Source organism: Streptomyces sp. NPDC002886 (assembly GCF_042888445.1).
In the GTDB taxonomy this organism is placed as follows: domain Bacteria; phylum Actinomycetota; class Actinomycetes; order Streptomycetales; family Streptomycetaceae; genus Streptomyces.
Map to the genome: position 1 here is coordinate 92,300 of NZ_JBIAPV010000002.1, position 14,771 is coordinate 107,070.

Here is a 14,771-nt window from a genome sequence, read left to right on the forward strand (position 1 = left end):
GTGGCCGTTCGCTATGTGGGGGCCGGGCCCCCCCGCCCCGACGCTCTTAACCCGCCAACCCTAACCCCCTATTTGGTGCGCCCCCTACACGCCCCGCGGGGCCGGCGGCCCGGGCGGCTCTTCTCATGTCACCGCTCCCGGATCAGCGCCTGCGCCGCCACGGTCCCGTGACGGCCAGCATAATGCCCGGGTCCTGGATGTTGACGAACAGCGTCCGCCCGTCCGGGGAGAAGCAGACGCCCGTGAACTCCGAGTATTCCGGCTCCTCGGCCGTCCCCAGGTTCATCTCGTTGCGGGCCAGCGGGTACGTGCGCCCCGACTCGGTCGCGCCGAAGAGGTGCTGCAGCCCCGAGCCGTCCTCGGCGATGATCAGACCGCCGTACGGGGAGACCGTGATGTTGTCCGGGCCGTCGTACCCGCCCTCCACCGACGGGTCGGCGTTCACGCCGAGCAGGACCTGCAGCCGCACCGTGCGCCGCTTGGGGTCGTAGAACCACACCTGGCCGTCGTGGGCCGCGCCCGGGCTCTCCTCACGGGCGTAGGAGGAGACGAAGTACGCCCCGCCGTCGGCCCACCACATGCCTTCCAGCTTGCGCGCGCGGGTCACGGCCGACTCCCCGAACTGCTTGCGCACGGCCGCGGTGCGCGCGTCGCGGTCCGGGACCGGAATCCAGTCCACCCCGTAGGTGGTCCCGATCCTCGTCGCCCGCGAGAGGTCGTCGACGAACAGTCCCGCACTGTCGAAGCACTTGGCGGCCGCCAGCACACCGGCGTCGTCGGCGAGGGTACGGAGCTTGCCGCGCCCGTGGCGGAAGCCGCTCGGCGGGGTCCACCGGTAGAGCAGCCCGTTGGGGCCGGAGGCGTCCTCGGTGAGGTAGGCGTGGCCCTGCCGCGGGTCGATGACCACGGCCTCGTGGGCGTACCGGCCGAAGGCCTTGATCGGCTTCGGGTCGAGGTTGGCCCTGCGGTCGTGCGGGTCCACCTCGAAGACGTAGCCGTGGTCCTTGGTCATCCCGTTCTTGCCGGCGAGGTCCTCGTTCTCCTCGCAGGTCAGCCAGGTGTCCCAGGGGGTGGAGCCGCCCGCGCAGTTGGTCGACGTACCGGCGATGCCCACCCACTCGGCGACCTCCCCGCCGCGCCGTACCTCGACGACCGTGCAGCCGCCGGACGCGCCCGGGTCGTAGACGAAGCCCTCGGTCAGCGGGACGGGGTGCTTCCAGCTCGTGCGGGGGCCCTTCAGCTCGTGGTTGTTGACGAGGAGGGTGACGCCCCGGTGGCCCTCGAAGGCGGCGGTGCCGTCGTGGTTGGAGGGGGTGCTCTCGCCCGAGTCGAGTGCGGTGACACCGCTGTGCGTGATCACGCGGTACGTGAATCCGGCGGGGAGGGCCAGGATGCCGGCCGGGTCGGCGACGAGCGGACCGTAGCCGGGCCCGTGACCGTGGCCGTGACCCCGGTCCTGGCCCTGCCCCTGTTCCAGGCCGTCGTCCTGCCGCGCGCCGTCGTCGGCGGCGAGGGCGCCGGGGGCGGTGGCGAGTGCGCCGACCGTTCCGGTGAGCGCGACTCCCGCACCCGCGAGTGCGGTGCGGGTGGTGAAATCTCTGCGGCTGAGCGGCATCGGGTCTCCAGGGGTGGGGAGGTGCTGCGCCTGTCGTGCGGTCGTCGGCGCACACGCTCCCGCCCGCACGTGAACGCCGACTGAACTACCCGCGAAAACGAATCGACCCCTTGACCGGTGCCACCGTTGGCCGACTCCCTTTCGGGAACGGCCGGTTACCAGCGCCTCATACGCCCCGGGAACGCGCCTTGAACGCGGCCTTGCGGGCCTCCTTGGCGGCCTTCTTGTCGGGGTGCAGCCGCCCCATCGCCTCCAGCACGTGGGCCGTCGCCGGGTGCTCCACCCGCCAGGCCTGCTCGAAGAACCCGGCGTGATGGGCGGTCAGCGACTGGATCAGGAGCGGCAGCTCCGCCTCGGCGCCCTCCCCGGCCCCGGCTCCCCCGCCGTCCGCACCGCCCGTCGCGAGCTGCGCCGCGATCGTGTCGACCGTCAGCCAGAACACCATCTCCTCGTCCGGCGCCGGTACGTCGGCCACCCCGCGCTCGGCCAGCCAGACCCGGGCGAGCCCGCCGAGCTCCGCGTCGTCCAGTACCGCGCGGACGGCCGGCTCGGCCTCCGCTCCGGCCGGGGCGAGGGCCTGCTGGCAGCGCAGCCGGCGCAGCGGGCCGCCCGCGTCGGCCCCGCGCGCGGCGGCGAGCAGCTCCGCGGCGGCTTCGGGTACGGGGCGGCCGGCCAGCCACTGTTCGATCTCGGCCTCGGCGGCGGCCTCGGAGTAGTGGGAGACCACGTCCAGCAGGACGTCCGCGCCCTTGCCGGCGAGTTCGCCGACGGCCGGGGCCTCGACGCCCGCCTCCAGCATGCGCGCCCGGATGCCGTACAGCCCGAGCGGGGTCAGGCGCACCAGCCCGTACCGGGAGACGTCCTCCTCGTCGGGGACGGAACCGGAGCCCGCGCCGGCCGTGAGGAAGTCCTCGTCCTCGGCCTCCGCCATCAGCTCCTCGTCCACGGGGCGGAACTCGACGAGGCCGATCGGCTCCAGCTGCCGGAACTGGTCGTCGAGGCGCATCATCGCGTCCGAGACCTGCTCCAGGACGGCGTCGGTGGGATCGCCCATGTCGTCCGGCACCACCATCGAGGCGGCGAGCACCGGGAGCGGCACCGGCCCGTCGGCCGTGCCGCCTTCGGCCACGGCGAGCAGGTAGAGGTTGGCGAGGACCCCGTCGAGGAAGTCGGCCTCGCGGCGCGGGTTCCAGTCGAGCTGGTCGAAGTCGATCTCACCACCCGCGTCGAGGGCGTCGACGAGGTCGTCCAGGGCGGGCACCGCCGCGTCCGCGAGGACGGTGTCCAGGGCCGCCAGCCACAGGTCGAGCACGTCGCCCGGGGTTCCGCCGGTCACCAGCGCCAGGTCCTCGCCGGGCTCGGCGGTGCCGAACTCCCGCTCCTCCCCGTCCTCTTCCCCCGGGTCGCCCCCGTCCTCCTCCGGCTCGGTGACGTCGACGAGGCCGGTGTCGACGGCCACCCGCCAGGCCTGGCTCGCGTGCGCGGCGGAATCCTCGTCGGCGGGGTCGAGGCCCAGCAGGGCCACGGCCTCGGGCAGCTGCCCGTGGACGAGCTCGCCACCAGTGTCCACCCGGGTGTCCGGTCCGGCCCAGCGCGCGAGGCGCACGGCGCGGGCGAACAGCGGGGCGGCCAGGGCGTCGCGGGCGAGTTCCGCGTCGGGGAGCAGCCGTACCGGCGGCAGCGTGGGGTGCGAGTCTGCGGACATGGGGCGGTTCTCCTCGCGGGCACGGGTGGTTCGCGTACGGGTGGTTCGGGTGCTTCGGATACGGGTGGTTCGGGTGCTTCGGGTACGGGTCTTACGGCGCCCCAGAGTAGACGCATTTCGGGCGGTCCCGGCGGCCACTCCCCTTTGGTTCATCCCACAGTCAACCCCCGTATTCCCTGTAGGGCTTGACAACTTTGCCGGGCACGAAGGAAATTGACGCGCGTAGATATCTGCTTCCCCCTCCACACACCGGAGTTCCCGCCCATGCGCTCCTCGCATCCCCGTTCCGCCGCCGTCGCGGCCCTCGTCGCCACCGCGCTGGCCACCGGCCTGCTCGCGGGCACCGCCGACGCGGCCGAAGGCGCCGTGTCCGCCGATCCGATACGCATCCACGACATCCAGGGCACGACCCGGATATCCCCGCTGGCCGGCAAGCAGGTCGCCGACGTGGCGGGCATCGTCACGGGCGTCCGTACGTACGGTTCGCGCGGCTTCTGGATCCAGGACCCCGACACGGACGACGACGACGCCACCAGCGAGGGCGTGTTCGTCTTCACCAGCTCGGTCCCGACCGTTGCGGTCGGCGACGCGGTCACGGTCTCCGGCCTGGTCGGCGAGTACATTCCCGGCGGCGTCTCCTCCGGCAACCAGTCGGTCACGCAGATCTCCAAGCCCGTCGTGACCGTGGTCTCCTCCGGCAACGCGGTGCCCGCGGCCACCTCCGTCAACGAGTACTCGGTCCCCTGCGCGTACGCCCCGGACGGCGACGCGGCCGCCGCCGGCAGCATCAACGGCCTGACCCTGGAGCCCTCGCGCTACGCCCTGGACTACTACGAGTCCCTCGAGGGCATGAACATCGCGATCGGCAACTCGCGCGTGGTCGGCGCCACCGACCCGTACGCCGAGCTGTGGGTGACGGTGAAGGGCTGGGAGAACAACACCAAGCGCGGCGGCACGCTCTACGGCTCGTACGACTCCCAGAACACCGGCCGCCTCCAGATCCAGCAGCTCGCGCCCCTCGCGCAGCAGCCGTTCCCGGTGGCCAACGTCGGCGACAAGCTGACCGGCTCCACCGAAGGCCCGCTGGACTTCAACCAGTTCGGCGGCTACACCCTGGTGGCGCGCACCCTCGGCACGGTCAAGAAGGGCACCCTCGCCGCCGAGAAGACCAAGCCGCAGGCCGAGAAGGAACTCGCGGTGGCCACGTACAACGTGGAGAACCTCGACCCGTCCGACCCGCAGGAGAAGTTCGACAACCTGGCGAAGGCCGTCGTCGAGAACCTCGCCTCCCCCGACATCCTCGCCCTGGAGGAGATCCAGGACGACAACGGCGCCAAGAACGACGGCACGGTGTCGGCCGAGGCCACCCTGACGAAGTTCACCGAGGCCATCGCGGCCGCCGGCGGCCCGGCCTACCAGTGGCGGAGCGTCAACCCGGAGGACAAGAAGGACGGCGGCGAGCCCGGCGGCAACATCCGCCAGGTGTTCCTCTTCAACCCGGCGCGGGTCTCCTTCACCGAGCGCGCCCCGGGCGACGCGGTGACGGCGACCGGTGTGGTGACGGAGAACGGCAAGGCCGCCCTGACCCACTCCCCCGGCCGGGTCGACCCGGCGAACCCGGCGTGGGTGGACAGCCGCAAGCCGCTGGCCGGCGAGTTCGTCTTCCGCGGCAAGACCGTCTTCGTGATCGCCAACCACTTCGGTTCCAAGGGCGGCGACCAGGGCCTGACCTCCTCGACCCAGCCTCCGGTGCGCTCCTCCGAAGCCAAGCGGCTGCTGCAGGCGCAGGCCGTGAACGGGTTCGTGAAGGACATCCTGGCGGTGGAGAAGAAGGCCGCGGTCCTCGTGGTCGGCGACATCAACGACTTCGAGTTCTCGAACACGACGAAGGCGCTGGAGGACGGCGGCGCGCTGTACGCGGCGATCAAGTCGCTGCCGAAGCCGGAGCGTTACTCGTACGTCTACCAGGGCAACGCCCAGGTCCTCGACCAGATCCTGACGAGCCCGGGCGTCAAGCAGTTCAGCTACGACAGCGTGCACATCAACGCGGAGTTCGCCGACCAGAACAGCGACCACGACCCGCAGGTCGTGCGCTTCCGCCCGTAGCGGCGGCGTCGAAGGGGCCGGGCCGCACCGCCGCCCGGCCCCTTTGGCATGATCCCCGCATGATCTTCCGCACCGCGACGCGCCAGGACCTGCCCGCCGTACTCGCCCTGCTGGCCCAGGACGAAGACCCGGAGCCGGCAGGTACCGCGGCCGGCACCGGGATTCCGGCCCCGGAGCCGGTCTCCGAGGCCCACGAGCGGGCCTTCGCCGCGATCACGGCGGACCCGCGCAACGAGATGCTGGTCCTGGAGGAGGACGGGGACCTCGTGGGCTGCCTGCAGCTGACGTACGTCCCGGGTCTCGGCCAGGGCGGGCGGGAGCGGGCCCTCGTCGAGGCGGTACGGATCCGCGCGGACCGGCGGGGCGGGGGGCTCGGGGCCCGCCTGATGGAGCTGGCGGCGGACCGGGCCCGCGAGCGCGGCTGCGGTCTGATGCAGCTCACCAGCAACAAGCGGCGCACCGCCGCGCACCGCTTCTACGAGCGGCTGGGCTACGCCCGGAGCCACGAGGGCTTCAAGCTGCCGCTGGCCTAGGGCAGGGAGGGCGACCGGGGCCGGAGTCCGGACGGTCGGGACCCCAGAACGGGACCTTTGGCCCTGGCGTGACGCTCAGCACATCCCTACCCATTCGGGCGGTTGTGGTGTTGAGTGTCCCCACGCCCGATCTTGTACCGCACTCCAGCACTCCTTTGGAGGACCGCGTGTTCCCCTCCATTTCCCTCGCTCAGGAAATCGGCATCGCCGTCCTGCTCGTGGCCGCCGCCGTCTGGCTGATCGGCCTCGGCCACATGCTGTGGGACAGCCGCTTCCACCACCCGGACCCAGGCGCCTTCGAAGGCCTCTCGGTCATCCCCGCCCAGCGCGGCGTCTCCGTCCACCCGATGGAGTCGGTGGAACTGACCGAAGCGGAGCAGCAGGCCTTCGCCGGCCTGGTCCGCACGATCCCCCTGCACTGACGCCGCCGCCGGCCGGATCCCCGGCCCGCGCGGCCCCCGCGTGCGCGAAGTCCCTCCCCCGCTCGGGGCGGGAGGGCTCTCACCACGCACGACGCCCTCCCACCCGTCGGGGTGGGAGGGCGTCGTGCGTGACCGGACCGGGGTCGGTCAGTTGTGGCTGTGCAGGACCTCGTTCAGGCCGCCCCAGGCCGCCTTGTACGGGCGGGCCTCGACGGCGCCGGTGACCGAGTTGCGGCGGAAGAGGATGTTGTCGGCGCCGGAGAGCTCCAGGGCCTTGACGACCTGGCCGTCCGGCAGGGTGACGCGGGTGCCCGCGGTGACGTAGAGGCCCGCCTCGACGACGCACTCGTTGCCCAGGGCGATGCCGATGCCCGCCTCGGCGCCGATCAGGGTGCGCTCGCCGATCGAGATGATCTGCTTGCCGCCGCCCGACAGGGTGCCCATCGTGGACGCGCCGCCGCCGATGTCGGAGCCGTCGCCGACCACGACGCCCGCGGAGATCCGGCCCTCGACCATGGAGGTGCCCAGGGTGCCGGCGTTGAAGTTGACGAAGCCCTCGTGCATGACGGTGGTGCCCTCGGCGAGGTGCGCGCCCAGGCGGACCCGGTCCGCGTCGGCGATGCGCACGCCCTTGGGGGCGACGTAGTCCGTCATCCGCGGGAACTTGTCGATCGAGGTGACCTGGAGGTGCAGGCCCTCGGCGCGGGCGTTCAGGCGGACCGTCTCGACCTGGTCGATCGCGACCGGGCCCAGCGAGGTCCAGGCGACGTTGGCCAGCAGGCCGAAGACGCCGTCCAGGTTCTGGCCGTGCGGCTTGACCAGGCGGTGGCTGAGCAGGTGCAGGCGCAGGTACGCGTCGTGCGCGTCCAGCGGCTTGTCCTCCAGGGAGGCGATCACGGTGCGGACGGCTACGACCTCGACGCCGCGGACCGCGTCCTGGCGGATCGCCTTGGGCGCGGTGGCCCCCAGCAGCTCCACGGCCTGCTCGGCGGTGAGGCGCTCGGTCCCGGCCGGGCCGGGCTCGGCGACCAGCTGGGGGGCGGGGAACCAGGTGTCGAGGACGGTGCCGTCGGCGGTGATGGTGGCAAGTCCGGCGGCGACGGCGCCGGTGGTACGCGTAGCAGTCATGCCCGAAACCTAACCGGCGACGGCCCGCGGTCGCGAACCGGTCTCATGTGCCGGGCGCGGGTCGTGTCGCGCCGGGTCCTCCGCGGGCCCCGGTGCGAGCCCCGGCTCGGGCTCCCGCGCCGCGAGCGCCTCCCCCGCAGGTCGCGGCTCCCCAGGGCCCCGCGCCACTCGTGCCGACATCCACAGCACCGCCCCGCCCGCCCCCGCCGCCAGCGCCGCGCACAGCGGCCACAGCAGCCCGGGCGCCGCGGCGTACAGGGCCCCGCCGAGCGGCCCGCCGAGGACGACGCCACTGGCCGAGACTCCGGCGTACAGGCTCTGGAACAACCCGATGGCGTGTGCGGGCGCCTGGTCGGCGACGTAGGCGGTGGCCGTCGTCTTGTAGAGGATCTCCCCGAGGCTCAGCAGCAGCATCATCGCGACGGCCGCCGCGATCCCGGGCCCGAGCAGCAGGGCCCCGTACCCCGCGCCCACGAGCAGCAGCCCGACGCCGATGACGCGCAGGGGCGGGCGGGTGCGCAGGGCGACCGCGGCCGGGAGTTCCAGGACGAGGATGACGGCTCCGTTGAGCGCGATGATCAGCCCGTAGGCGGCGGTGGAGAGCCCGTGGGCGGCGAGGTACACGGGGAAGGTCGTGTACTGCTGGCGGTAGATCACGTCGACCACCAGGACCGCGACCAGCATGACGAGGACGGCCGGCCTGGTACGGAGCTCCCCCCACACACCGCGGCCCCGACCCCCGTCCGGGGCCGCGGTGGGGGTGTTCGCGGCGCCGCGCGCCGGTACGACGCGGGCGGTCCACAGGGCGAAGACCAGGATGCCCACGCCGTCGCAGACGAAGAGCCAGTCGTAGGAGAAGCCCGTCGCGATCAGGGCGCCGAGCGGCGCGCCGAGGGTGAAGCCGCCGTTGGAGACGCAGCGCACGACGGCGAAGGCCTGCCGGCGCACCCCCTCCGGGACGATCACCGCGACGAGCGCGGCGTTGGCGGAGCGGATCGAGCCGATGGCGTACTGGGCCGGCGGCAGGGCGGCGTAGAGCACGGCGGTGGGCAGTGCGGGCAGCAGGACGAGGGCGCCGCCCGCGAGGGCGGACGCGACGAGCAGGACGCGGCGGTGGCCGAAGCGGTCCCCGAACCCGCCGCCCGTGAAGTTGCCCGCGACCAGGCCGATGCCGCCGATTCCGGTGATCAGGCCGGCCTCGGAGACGGAGAGGCCGCGCGGACCGGTCAGGTACACGAAGACGAAGACGAAGGTGAAGCTGGATACCGCATTGACGAAAACACCCGGCAAGAGCAGCCACACCGCTCTCGGCACGTCCTTGAACCCTTGCAGCACAGCCGACCCCCGAGCGAGTTCCTTTTGGGAACTAACTATGTCAGCATGGCAACCTCGGGTCAACGGACAAAGGAGTGCCATGGCCCAGCGCACGCACCTCGACGACACGGACTGCTCCATCGCCCAGGCGCTCGACGTCGTGGGCGACTGGTGGACGCTGCTGATCGTCCGCGACGCCGCACGCGGGGTGCACCGATTCGACGAGTTCCAGCGCGAACTGGGCATGTCCCGCAAGGTCCTGACGGAGCGGCTGAAACTGCTCGTCGAGGCGGGCGTCCTGACCCGCGAGCCGTACCAGGAGCGGCCGGTGCGCCACGCGTACCGGCTGACCCCGCGCGGACGCGGACTGCTGCCGGTGCTCGTCGCCCTCCAGGACTGGGGGGACCGATGGATCCTGGGAGAGGGAGAGATGACGGCGACGACCCAAGAGGCTTCGCGCGAGGCGGTACGGGTCCACGCGCTGCGCGGCACCCGGCTGCCGGAGCTCTCGCTGCCGGACCGGTTCGGCGAACTGCGCGACCCGGTGGCGGACACGCCGTTCACCGTCCTGTACTGCTTCCCGGGCGCGTTCGCCCGGTCCGAGTCCTATCCGCCGGGGTGGGCGGGGATCCCCGGGGCGCGGGGGTGCACCCTCGAATCGTGCACCTACCGGGACCAGCTCGCGGAGTTCACGGCGGCGGGCGCGACGGTGCACGGGGTGTCGACCCAGCGGCCGGACGAGCAGCGGGAGTTCGCGGAGGCCGAGGGGCTCCGCTTCCCCCTCCTCTCCGACGCGGAGCTCACCCTGGTGACGGCGCTGCGACTGCCGACGTTCCGGGCGGGGGGCATCAGCCGGCTGAAGCGCCTGACGCTGGTCGTGGACCGCGAACGGACCGTCCGCGAGGTCTTCTACCCGGTCCAGGACATCGAGGCGAGCGTGGCCGCCGCCCTGAAGGCGGTCCGCGACGCGTAGCCGGGGCCGGGCACGGCCCGGGCCACCGCCGGGGCACCACCCGCGCCACCGCCCTGTCCGCCGCCCCGCCCGGCGTCAGGCCCGCAGCACCCGCCGCAGGACCTCGCAGGCGTACGCCCGGTCGTACTCCGCCCCCGTCAGCAGCACCTGCAGGCTGATCCCGTCCATGACCGCCGCCAGCGCCCGCGCCGTGGCCGGGTCCGTCCGTGCGGACAGGGCCGTGGAGACGGCCTCGCACCATTCGGCCGCCACGGGCCGCAGCGCGGGGCGGCGCAGGGCGGCCAGGTAGAGCTCGTACTCCAGCTCCGCCCGCGCCCGGTCCGCCCCCAGGAACTCGCCGAGCAGGCCGGCCAGGGCTTCCGCCAGGTCCGCGGTCGGATCGGCCAGCGCCGCGGAGTCCGCCGCCGCCCGGGCGAAGCCCTCGTTGGCCTGCCGCAGCGCCGCGACCAGGAGGTCGTCCAGGGTCTTGAAGTGGTACGTCGTGGAGCCGAGCGGCACGTCGGCCTCCGCGGCCACGCTGCGGTGACTGAGCCCGGCGATGCCCCGGGCGCCCACCACCCGGATGGCAGCGGCGATGATCCGGTCCCGCCGGTCCGGGTCGTAGCGGCGCACGGACCCGGCCATCAGCGGGCGGCGCCCGTGAGGGCGGCGGCGGGCGACGGGTACGGCATGCGTACGACAGTACACACGCGGCTCCTCAGTGCGTGCTCCCCCCGAGGTTCAGCAGCACGACCCCGGCGATCACCAGCGCGATGCCGCCGATCTTCGCGGCCGTCGCGGCCTCCCCCAGGAAGACCATGCCGATCGCGGCGATCGCGGCCGTGCCCACGCCGGCCCAGATCGCGTACGCCGTCCCCACCGACATCGACTTCAGCGTCTGCGCGAGCAGGGTGAAGGCGATGACGTAGCCCACCAGCGTGATGAGCGAGGGCCACAGCTTCGTGAAGCCCTCGCTGAACTTCATGGCGGTGGTGCCGGCGACCTCTGCGGCGATGGCGGCGGCGAGCAGTATGTAGGGCATGCGTACGACAGTACACATCGTTATGGACGGTCGTACATATCCGTGTGTCCCCGGGACTTCCCCGGCCCCGGCCGCTACGGTGTCGGCGCGGCGGCACCGGGGCGCTCGCACCGGGGGACGGGAGATCCGCATGACCCAGGACGGAGCGAAGGAGGAGTCGCGGTGGACGCCCTGGGGCGGCGGCTGGCTGCCCCCGCAGGCTCCCCGGCCCGGGGTCGTCGCCCTGCGGCCGCTCACCCCCGGCGAGATACTCGGCGGCGCCTGCGCCGCCCTCGCCCGCTACGGGGTCCGCCTCGCCGCGGCCATGTTCCTCGGCCAGCTCGGCGCGCTGCTCTTGGTCGCCGCGGCCGCCCTGACCGCGCTCGCGCTGCACGCCCGGCCCGTCGACGCCCTGGTTCCCGCCGCGGCCCTGGCCACCCTGCTGACCTGCGCCCTGGCCTCCGCCCTGACGGGAGCCGTGCTCCGCCCGGCGGTACTGGGCCGCCCCGTGACCACCCGTACGCTGCTGCGCGCCGCCGGCCCCCGCTGCGCGGCCGTCCTCGGCACCCAACTCCTGGTTCTCGGAGCCGTGGCCGGACCGGGCGCGGTCGTCCTGGCCGCCGGACTGCCCCCGCTCCTGGCGGCGGCCACCCTGCCGGCCGCACTCGGATGCGGGGTCCTGTTCGCGCTCGCGCCCACGGTCGCGGCCTGCGAGGGGCTCGGCCCGCTCGGGGCCCTGCGCCGCTCGGCCCGTCTGGTGCGCGGGGCCTGGTGGCGCACGCTCGGCCTCACCACACTCGCCGCCGCGCTCGCGCTCGCGGCGGCGTACGCCGTCCAGCTGCCCTTCGCCTTCGCCGGGGCGCTCAGCCTGATCCCGGCGGTGGACGGCGGCTTCGTGCACGCGGTCCTCACCGCACTCGGCGGGATGCTCGCGCAGACCCTGCTGCTCTGCTTCCCGCAGCTCACCGCCGGCCTGCTCTACGCAGACCGGCGGATCCGCCGCGAGGACCCGGCCGAGGAGCTCACCAGGCGGTCGGCGCGATCAGAGGGGCTCAGTTCAGCGTGAACCAGGCCGCGCGGGACTTCTTCCACTCCGGGTGGGTGAGGTCCTTCGCCTCGGTGCCGTCGCCGTACAGATCGGCGGAGCCGCTGTCGGTGATCAGCTGCATCCGCGCGCCCGCGACCGACAGGTCGGGAACCGCCACGATGGCTTCCCAGCCGCCCGGGTCGGTGGTCGGCAGGTCGGCCCGCTTGACCGGGGCGTGGGCCGGGACGCCGTCCCACTGGTAGAGGGCGTAGGGGTCGGAGTTGTCGTCCGCCGCCCAGGAGCCCGCCAGGATCAGGTACTGGTCCGCCGCGTTCTTGCGGATGTCGCGGATCGCGAGCCCGCCGAGGTCGAGCTCGATGCCCGCGCCGAAGGTGGCCTTGGTCCCGCTGGAGATCACCTTGTCGAAGTTGGTCACCGGCACGACCAGCGCCTTGCCGCCGATCACCGCCGGGGCCAGCGGGGCACGGAAGCCCAGGTAGGCGGTGGTGGTGGAACCGGGAGCGAACTCCAGGCCCTCCACGTTGAACCCGTCGATCTGCTTCGGCGCCTCACCGGCGGCCGTACCGGCGGCGAAGCCGTAGCGGTTGCCGTTCGCCGTGTCCCAGGCGACCAGGTCGTCACGGAGCTTCTTGCACGAACGCCCGTACGCGAGCTGCGCGGTGGAGCCCGAGCCGCTCAGCGTGGTGGTGAACACCGTGTTGCGGGGCGCCTTGTACTCGCCGTCCTTGTTGTTGCCGAGCGAGCCCGTCCAGTAGATGGTGCCGCCGATCAGGGTCGCGCCCTCGATGTCCACCTCCTTGGTGACACCGAGCTGCGAGCTGAAGTCCCAGGTCCGCACGGGCGCCGCCGAGTTGGCGCGGTCGTACAGGCGCAGCACGTTGCTCTCGTCGTCGGCGACGATCGCATAGCCGCCGCCGACGTCCACGGCGGCCGAGGAGTCGGAGGCGCCGGTGAAGTAACGCGCGTCCGCCGGGTTCTGCACCGCCGTGGAGGCCGCGAAGTACAGGGTCTTGGTGGCGGTCTTGCCGCCCAGCCCGGTCACCTTGACGGTGAGGTTGGTGTAGCCGCGACCGCGCGCGGCGACCGCCAGCTTGCGGACCGCGCCGGTCCCGGTGACGCTCACGTCGCCGGTCCCGGCGACCGTGGCCTTGCTGGAGGCCGAGGCGCTCACGGTGAGCGCGGAGACGTCCGCGCCGCTCTGCGCCACGGTCACGTCCACCGTCGGGTCACCCGTCGCGCCGACGGCCCCGGACAGGTAGGAGGCGGACAGCGAGAGGGTGGGCGTACCGTACGTCACCGCCTGCGCGGGCATCGTCGTGGCGGCGAGCAGCAGCGCGGCGATGCCGGCGGCCCCGAGGTACGTCTTCTTCATCGTCTTCCCATGCTGCGTGTTCATCGGTGACCTCCGCGAATCGGGCTGAGCGTGAACCATCCGGACCGGGACTTCTTCCACTCCGGGTGGTCGAGGTCCTTGGCCTCGGTGCCGTCGCCGTACAGGTCGGCGGAGCCGCTGTCGGTGATCAGCTGGACGGGGGCGAAGGGCACCCGCAGGTCGGGTACGGAGACCACGGCTTCCCAGCCGCCCGGGTCGGTGGTCGGCAGGTCGGCCCGCTTGACCGGGGCGTGGGCCGGGACGCCGTCCCACTGGTAGAGGGCGTAGGGGTCGGAGTTGTCGTCCGCCGCCCAGGAGCCCGCCAGGATCAGGTACTGGTCCGCCGCGTTCTTGCGGATGTCGCGGATCGCGAGCCCGCCCAGGTCCATCTCGACGGGCTCGCCGAAGACCGGCTTGGCCGCGCCGGCCACGACCTGGTCCATGTTGGTGACGGGCACGACCAGCGCCTTGCCGCCGGGTACGGCGGGGGCCAGCGGGGCGCGGAAGCCCAGGTAGGCGGTGGTGGTGGAACCGGGAGCGAACTCCAGGCCCTCGACGTTGAACCCGTCGATGCTCTTGGGGACCTTGCCGGCCGCCGTGCCCGCCGCGAAGCCGAAGCGGTTCCCGTTGGCCGTGTCCCAGGCGATCAGGTCCTCGCGCAGGCCCTTGTAGGCGGAGCCGAAGACGATCTCGGTGTCGGCGCCCGATCCGGTGATCCGGGTGGTGAAGACGGTGTTGCGCTCGGCCTTGTACTTGCCGTCCTTGTTGTTGCCCAGCGAGCCCGTCCAGTAGACGGTGTCGCCGACCCGGGCGGCGGCCTCGATGTCGGCTTCCTTCTTGATGCCGAGCGCGGGGCCGAGGTCCCAGGTCTTCACGGGGGCGCCCGAGCGCAGCCGGTCGTACAGGCGCAGCACGTTGGTCTCGTCGTCGGCCACCAGCGCGTAGCCGCCGCCTACGTCCACGGCGGCCGAGGAGTCGGCGGAGCCCGTGAGGTAGCGGGTGGTGAGGGCGCCCGTGCCCACCCGCGCCGAAGCGGCGTAGGAGAGGGTGGCCGTGGCCGTCCCGCCGCCGCGGCCGGTCACCCGGAGCGTCAGGTCGGTGTAGCCCTGGGCCCGCGGGCGGACGGTCAGTTCGCGGTCGCCCTGCCAGGTCCGCGTGATGCGTACGTCGCCGGGCCCGGCGACCGCCGGGTTGCTGGAGGAGAGGACCTCGACCTTGAGGAAGGCGGCGGGGATCCCCTCCTGCGCGATGTCCACGGTGACGGCCGGGTCGCCGATCGCGCCGACGGCCCCCGACAGGTGACTGGCGGAGAGCGCGATGGTCGGTCCGGCGGCGGCTTCCTGGACGGCGTGGGCGGGCGCGGCCAGCCCCACGGCGAGCAGGGTGGCGGCCCCGGCGGCTCCCACGGCACCGAGGCGGCGTGCCGGTGAAGGGCGAACGGTCAACGGAGGTCCTCTCGTCTGCGCCGTCACGTTGTGACGGCCGTCGAGAAGATTCGGCCACCGTGGCCAACTCCCGGTGCACGCGGCCCGTCCGCCGGGAAAACAGACGACCC

At 73.1% G+C, this 14,771-nt stretch carries 13 protein-coding genes; 5 read left to right on the plus strand and 8 right to left on the minus strand.

What is annotated here, in order from left to right; all coding sequences use genetic code 11:
* Nucleotides 1-142: 142 nt before the first annotated feature.
* Together ACFYYB_RS06560 and ACFYYB_RS06565 are read right to left on the minus strand one after the other, a co-directional pair.
* Nucleotides 143-1,615 carry an alkaline phosphatase PhoX gene (locus ACFYYB_RS06560; RefSeq protein ID WP_389433558.1) on the minus strand — a complete coding sequence of 491 codons (1,473 nt, stop codon included), beginning with the start codon at nt 1,613-1,615 and terminating at the stop codon, nt 143-145.
* Nucleotides 1,616-1,781: 166 nt separating this feature from the next.
* The gene (locus tag ACFYYB_RS06565) at nt 1,782-3,320 is read right to left on the minus strand and encodes a hypothetical protein (RefSeq protein ID WP_389433559.1); all 1,539 of its coding nucleotides are present in this window, start codon (nt 3,318-3,320) and stop codon (nt 1,782-1,784) included.
* A gap of 264 nt (nt 3,321-3,584) precedes the next feature.
* On the opposite strand from ACFYYB_RS06565, the gene ACFYYB_RS06570 reads away from it, so the two are divergent.
* From ACFYYB_RS06570 to ACFYYB_RS06580, 3 genes are all read left to right on the plus strand, one after another.
* Nucleotides 3,585-5,426 carry an endonuclease/exonuclease/phosphatase family protein gene (locus ACFYYB_RS06570; RefSeq protein WP_389433560.1) on the plus strand — a complete coding sequence of 614 codons (1,842 nt, stop codon included), beginning with the start codon at nt 3,585-3,587 and terminating at the stop codon, nt 5,424-5,426.
* Between the two features lie 59 nt (nt 5,427-5,485).
* A complete protein-coding gene (locus tag ACFYYB_RS06575) occupies nt 5,486-5,959 on the plus strand; it encodes a GNAT family N-acetyltransferase (protein WP_389433561.1) in 474 nt (157 codons plus the stop codon).
* Between the two features lie 167 nt (nt 5,960-6,126).
* Nucleotides 6,127-6,381: a hypothetical protein gene (locus ACFYYB_RS06580; protein ID WP_389433563.1), complete on the plus strand. Its 255-nt coding sequence runs from the start codon at nt 6,127-6,129 to the stop codon at nt 6,379-6,381.
* Nucleotides 6,382-6,528: 147 nt separating this feature from the next.
* Here ACFYYB_RS06580 and dapD read toward each other — a convergent pair whose 3' ends face one another.
* Both dapD and ACFYYB_RS06590 read right to left on the minus strand, forming a co-directional pair.
* A complete protein-coding gene (gene dapD / locus ACFYYB_RS06585) occupies nt 6,529-7,509 on the minus strand; it encodes a 2,3,4,5-tetrahydropyridine-2,6-dicarboxylate N-succinyltransferase (protein ID WP_327307364.1) in 981 nt (326 codons plus the stop codon).
* A 9-nt stretch (nt 7,510-7,518) separates the two neighbouring features.
* Nucleotides 7,519-8,823 carry an MFS transporter gene (locus tag ACFYYB_RS06590; RefSeq protein ID WP_389433565.1) on the minus strand — a complete coding sequence of 435 codons (1,305 nt, stop codon included), beginning with the start codon at nt 8,821-8,823 and terminating at the stop codon, nt 7,519-7,521.
* A 100-nt stretch (nt 8,824-8,923) separates the two neighbouring features.
* Between ACFYYB_RS06590 and ACFYYB_RS06595 the strand changes: the two genes are divergently transcribed.
* The gene (locus ACFYYB_RS06595) at nt 8,924-9,796 is read left to right on the plus strand and encodes a winged helix-turn-helix transcriptional regulator (protein ID WP_389433566.1); all 873 of its coding nucleotides are present in this window, start codon (nt 8,924-8,926) and stop codon (nt 9,794-9,796) included.
* A 75-nt stretch (nt 9,797-9,871) separates the two neighbouring features.
* Here ACFYYB_RS06595 and ACFYYB_RS06600 read toward each other — a convergent pair whose 3' ends face one another.
* The gene (locus ACFYYB_RS06600; protein WP_389434925.1) at nt 9,872-10,420 is read right to left on the minus strand and encodes a TetR/AcrR family transcriptional regulator; all 549 of its coding nucleotides are present in this window, start codon (nt 10,418-10,420) and stop codon (nt 9,872-9,874) included.
* Between the two features lie 73 nt (nt 10,421-10,493).
* Nucleotides 10,494-10,817: a DMT family transporter gene (locus ACFYYB_RS06605; RefSeq protein WP_389433568.1), complete on the minus strand. Its 324-nt coding sequence runs from the start codon at nt 10,815-10,817 to the stop codon at nt 10,494-10,496.
* Nucleotides 10,818-10,947: 130 nt separating this feature from the next.
* On the opposite strand from ACFYYB_RS06605, the gene ACFYYB_RS06610 reads away from it, so the two are divergent.
* Nucleotides 10,948-11,862: a hypothetical protein gene (locus ACFYYB_RS06610; RefSeq protein WP_389433569.1), complete on the plus strand. Its 915-nt coding sequence runs from the start codon at nt 10,948-10,950 to the stop codon at nt 11,860-11,862.
* Here ACFYYB_RS06610 and ACFYYB_RS06615 read toward each other — a convergent pair.
* Together ACFYYB_RS06615 and ACFYYB_RS06620 are read right to left on the minus strand one after the other, a co-directional pair.
* A complete protein-coding gene (locus ACFYYB_RS06615; RefSeq protein ID WP_389433571.1) occupies nt 11,849-13,240 on the minus strand; it encodes a DUF3616 domain-containing protein in 1,392 nt (463 codons plus the stop codon). The genes ACFYYB_RS06610 and ACFYYB_RS06615 overlap by 14 nt on opposite strands.
* Complete coding sequence (locus tag ACFYYB_RS06620) at nt 13,237-14,661, minus strand: hypothetical protein (RefSeq protein WP_389433572.1); 1,425 nt, start codon at nt 14,659-14,661, stop codon at nt 13,237-13,239. The genes ACFYYB_RS06615 and ACFYYB_RS06620 overlap by 4 nt, the downstream gene beginning before the upstream one ends.
* Nucleotides 14,662-14,771 lie beyond the last annotated feature (110 nt).

What these genes read in the sequence shown, in the direction of transcription:
- ACFYYB_RS06595 (WP_389433566.1), top strand. Translation starts at nt 8,924, where the DNA reads ATGGCCCAGCGCACGCACCTCGACGACACGGACTGCTCCATCGCCCAG.
- ACFYYB_RS06600 (WP_389434925.1), bottom strand. Translation starts at nt 10,420, where the DNA reads ATGGCCGGGTCCGTGCGCCGCTACGACCCGGACCGGCGGGACCGGATC.
- dapD (WP_327307364.1), bottom strand. Translation starts at nt 7,509, where the DNA reads ATGACTGCTACGCGTACCACCGGCGCCGTCGCCGCCGGACTTGCCACC.
- ACFYYB_RS06575 (WP_389433561.1), top strand. Translation starts at nt 5,486, where the DNA reads ATGATCTTCCGCACCGCGACGCGCCAGGACCTGCCCGCCGTACTCGCC.
- ACFYYB_RS06570 (WP_389433560.1), top strand. Translation starts at nt 3,585, where the DNA reads ATGCGCTCCTCGCATCCCCGTTCCGCCGCCGTCGCGGCCCTCGTCGCC.
- ACFYYB_RS06605 (WP_389433568.1), bottom strand. Translation starts at nt 10,817, where the DNA reads ATGCCCTACATACTGCTCGCCGCCGCCATCGCCGCAGAGGTCGCCGGC.
- ACFYYB_RS06610 (WP_389433569.1), top strand. Translation starts at nt 10,948, where the DNA reads ATGACCCAGGACGGAGCGAAGGAGGAGTCGCGGTGGACGCCCTGGGGC.
- ACFYYB_RS06560 (WP_389433558.1), bottom strand. Translation starts at nt 1,615, where the DNA reads ATGCCGCTCAGCCGCAGAGATTTCACCACCCGCACCGCACTCGCGGGT.
- ACFYYB_RS06565 (WP_389433559.1), bottom strand. Translation starts at nt 3,320, where the DNA reads ATGTCCGCAGACTCGCACCCCACGCTGCCGCCGGTACGGCTGCTCCCC.
- ACFYYB_RS06615 (WP_389433571.1), bottom strand. Translation starts at nt 13,240, where the DNA reads ATGAACACGCAGCATGGGAAGACGATGAAGAAGACGTACCTCGGGGCC.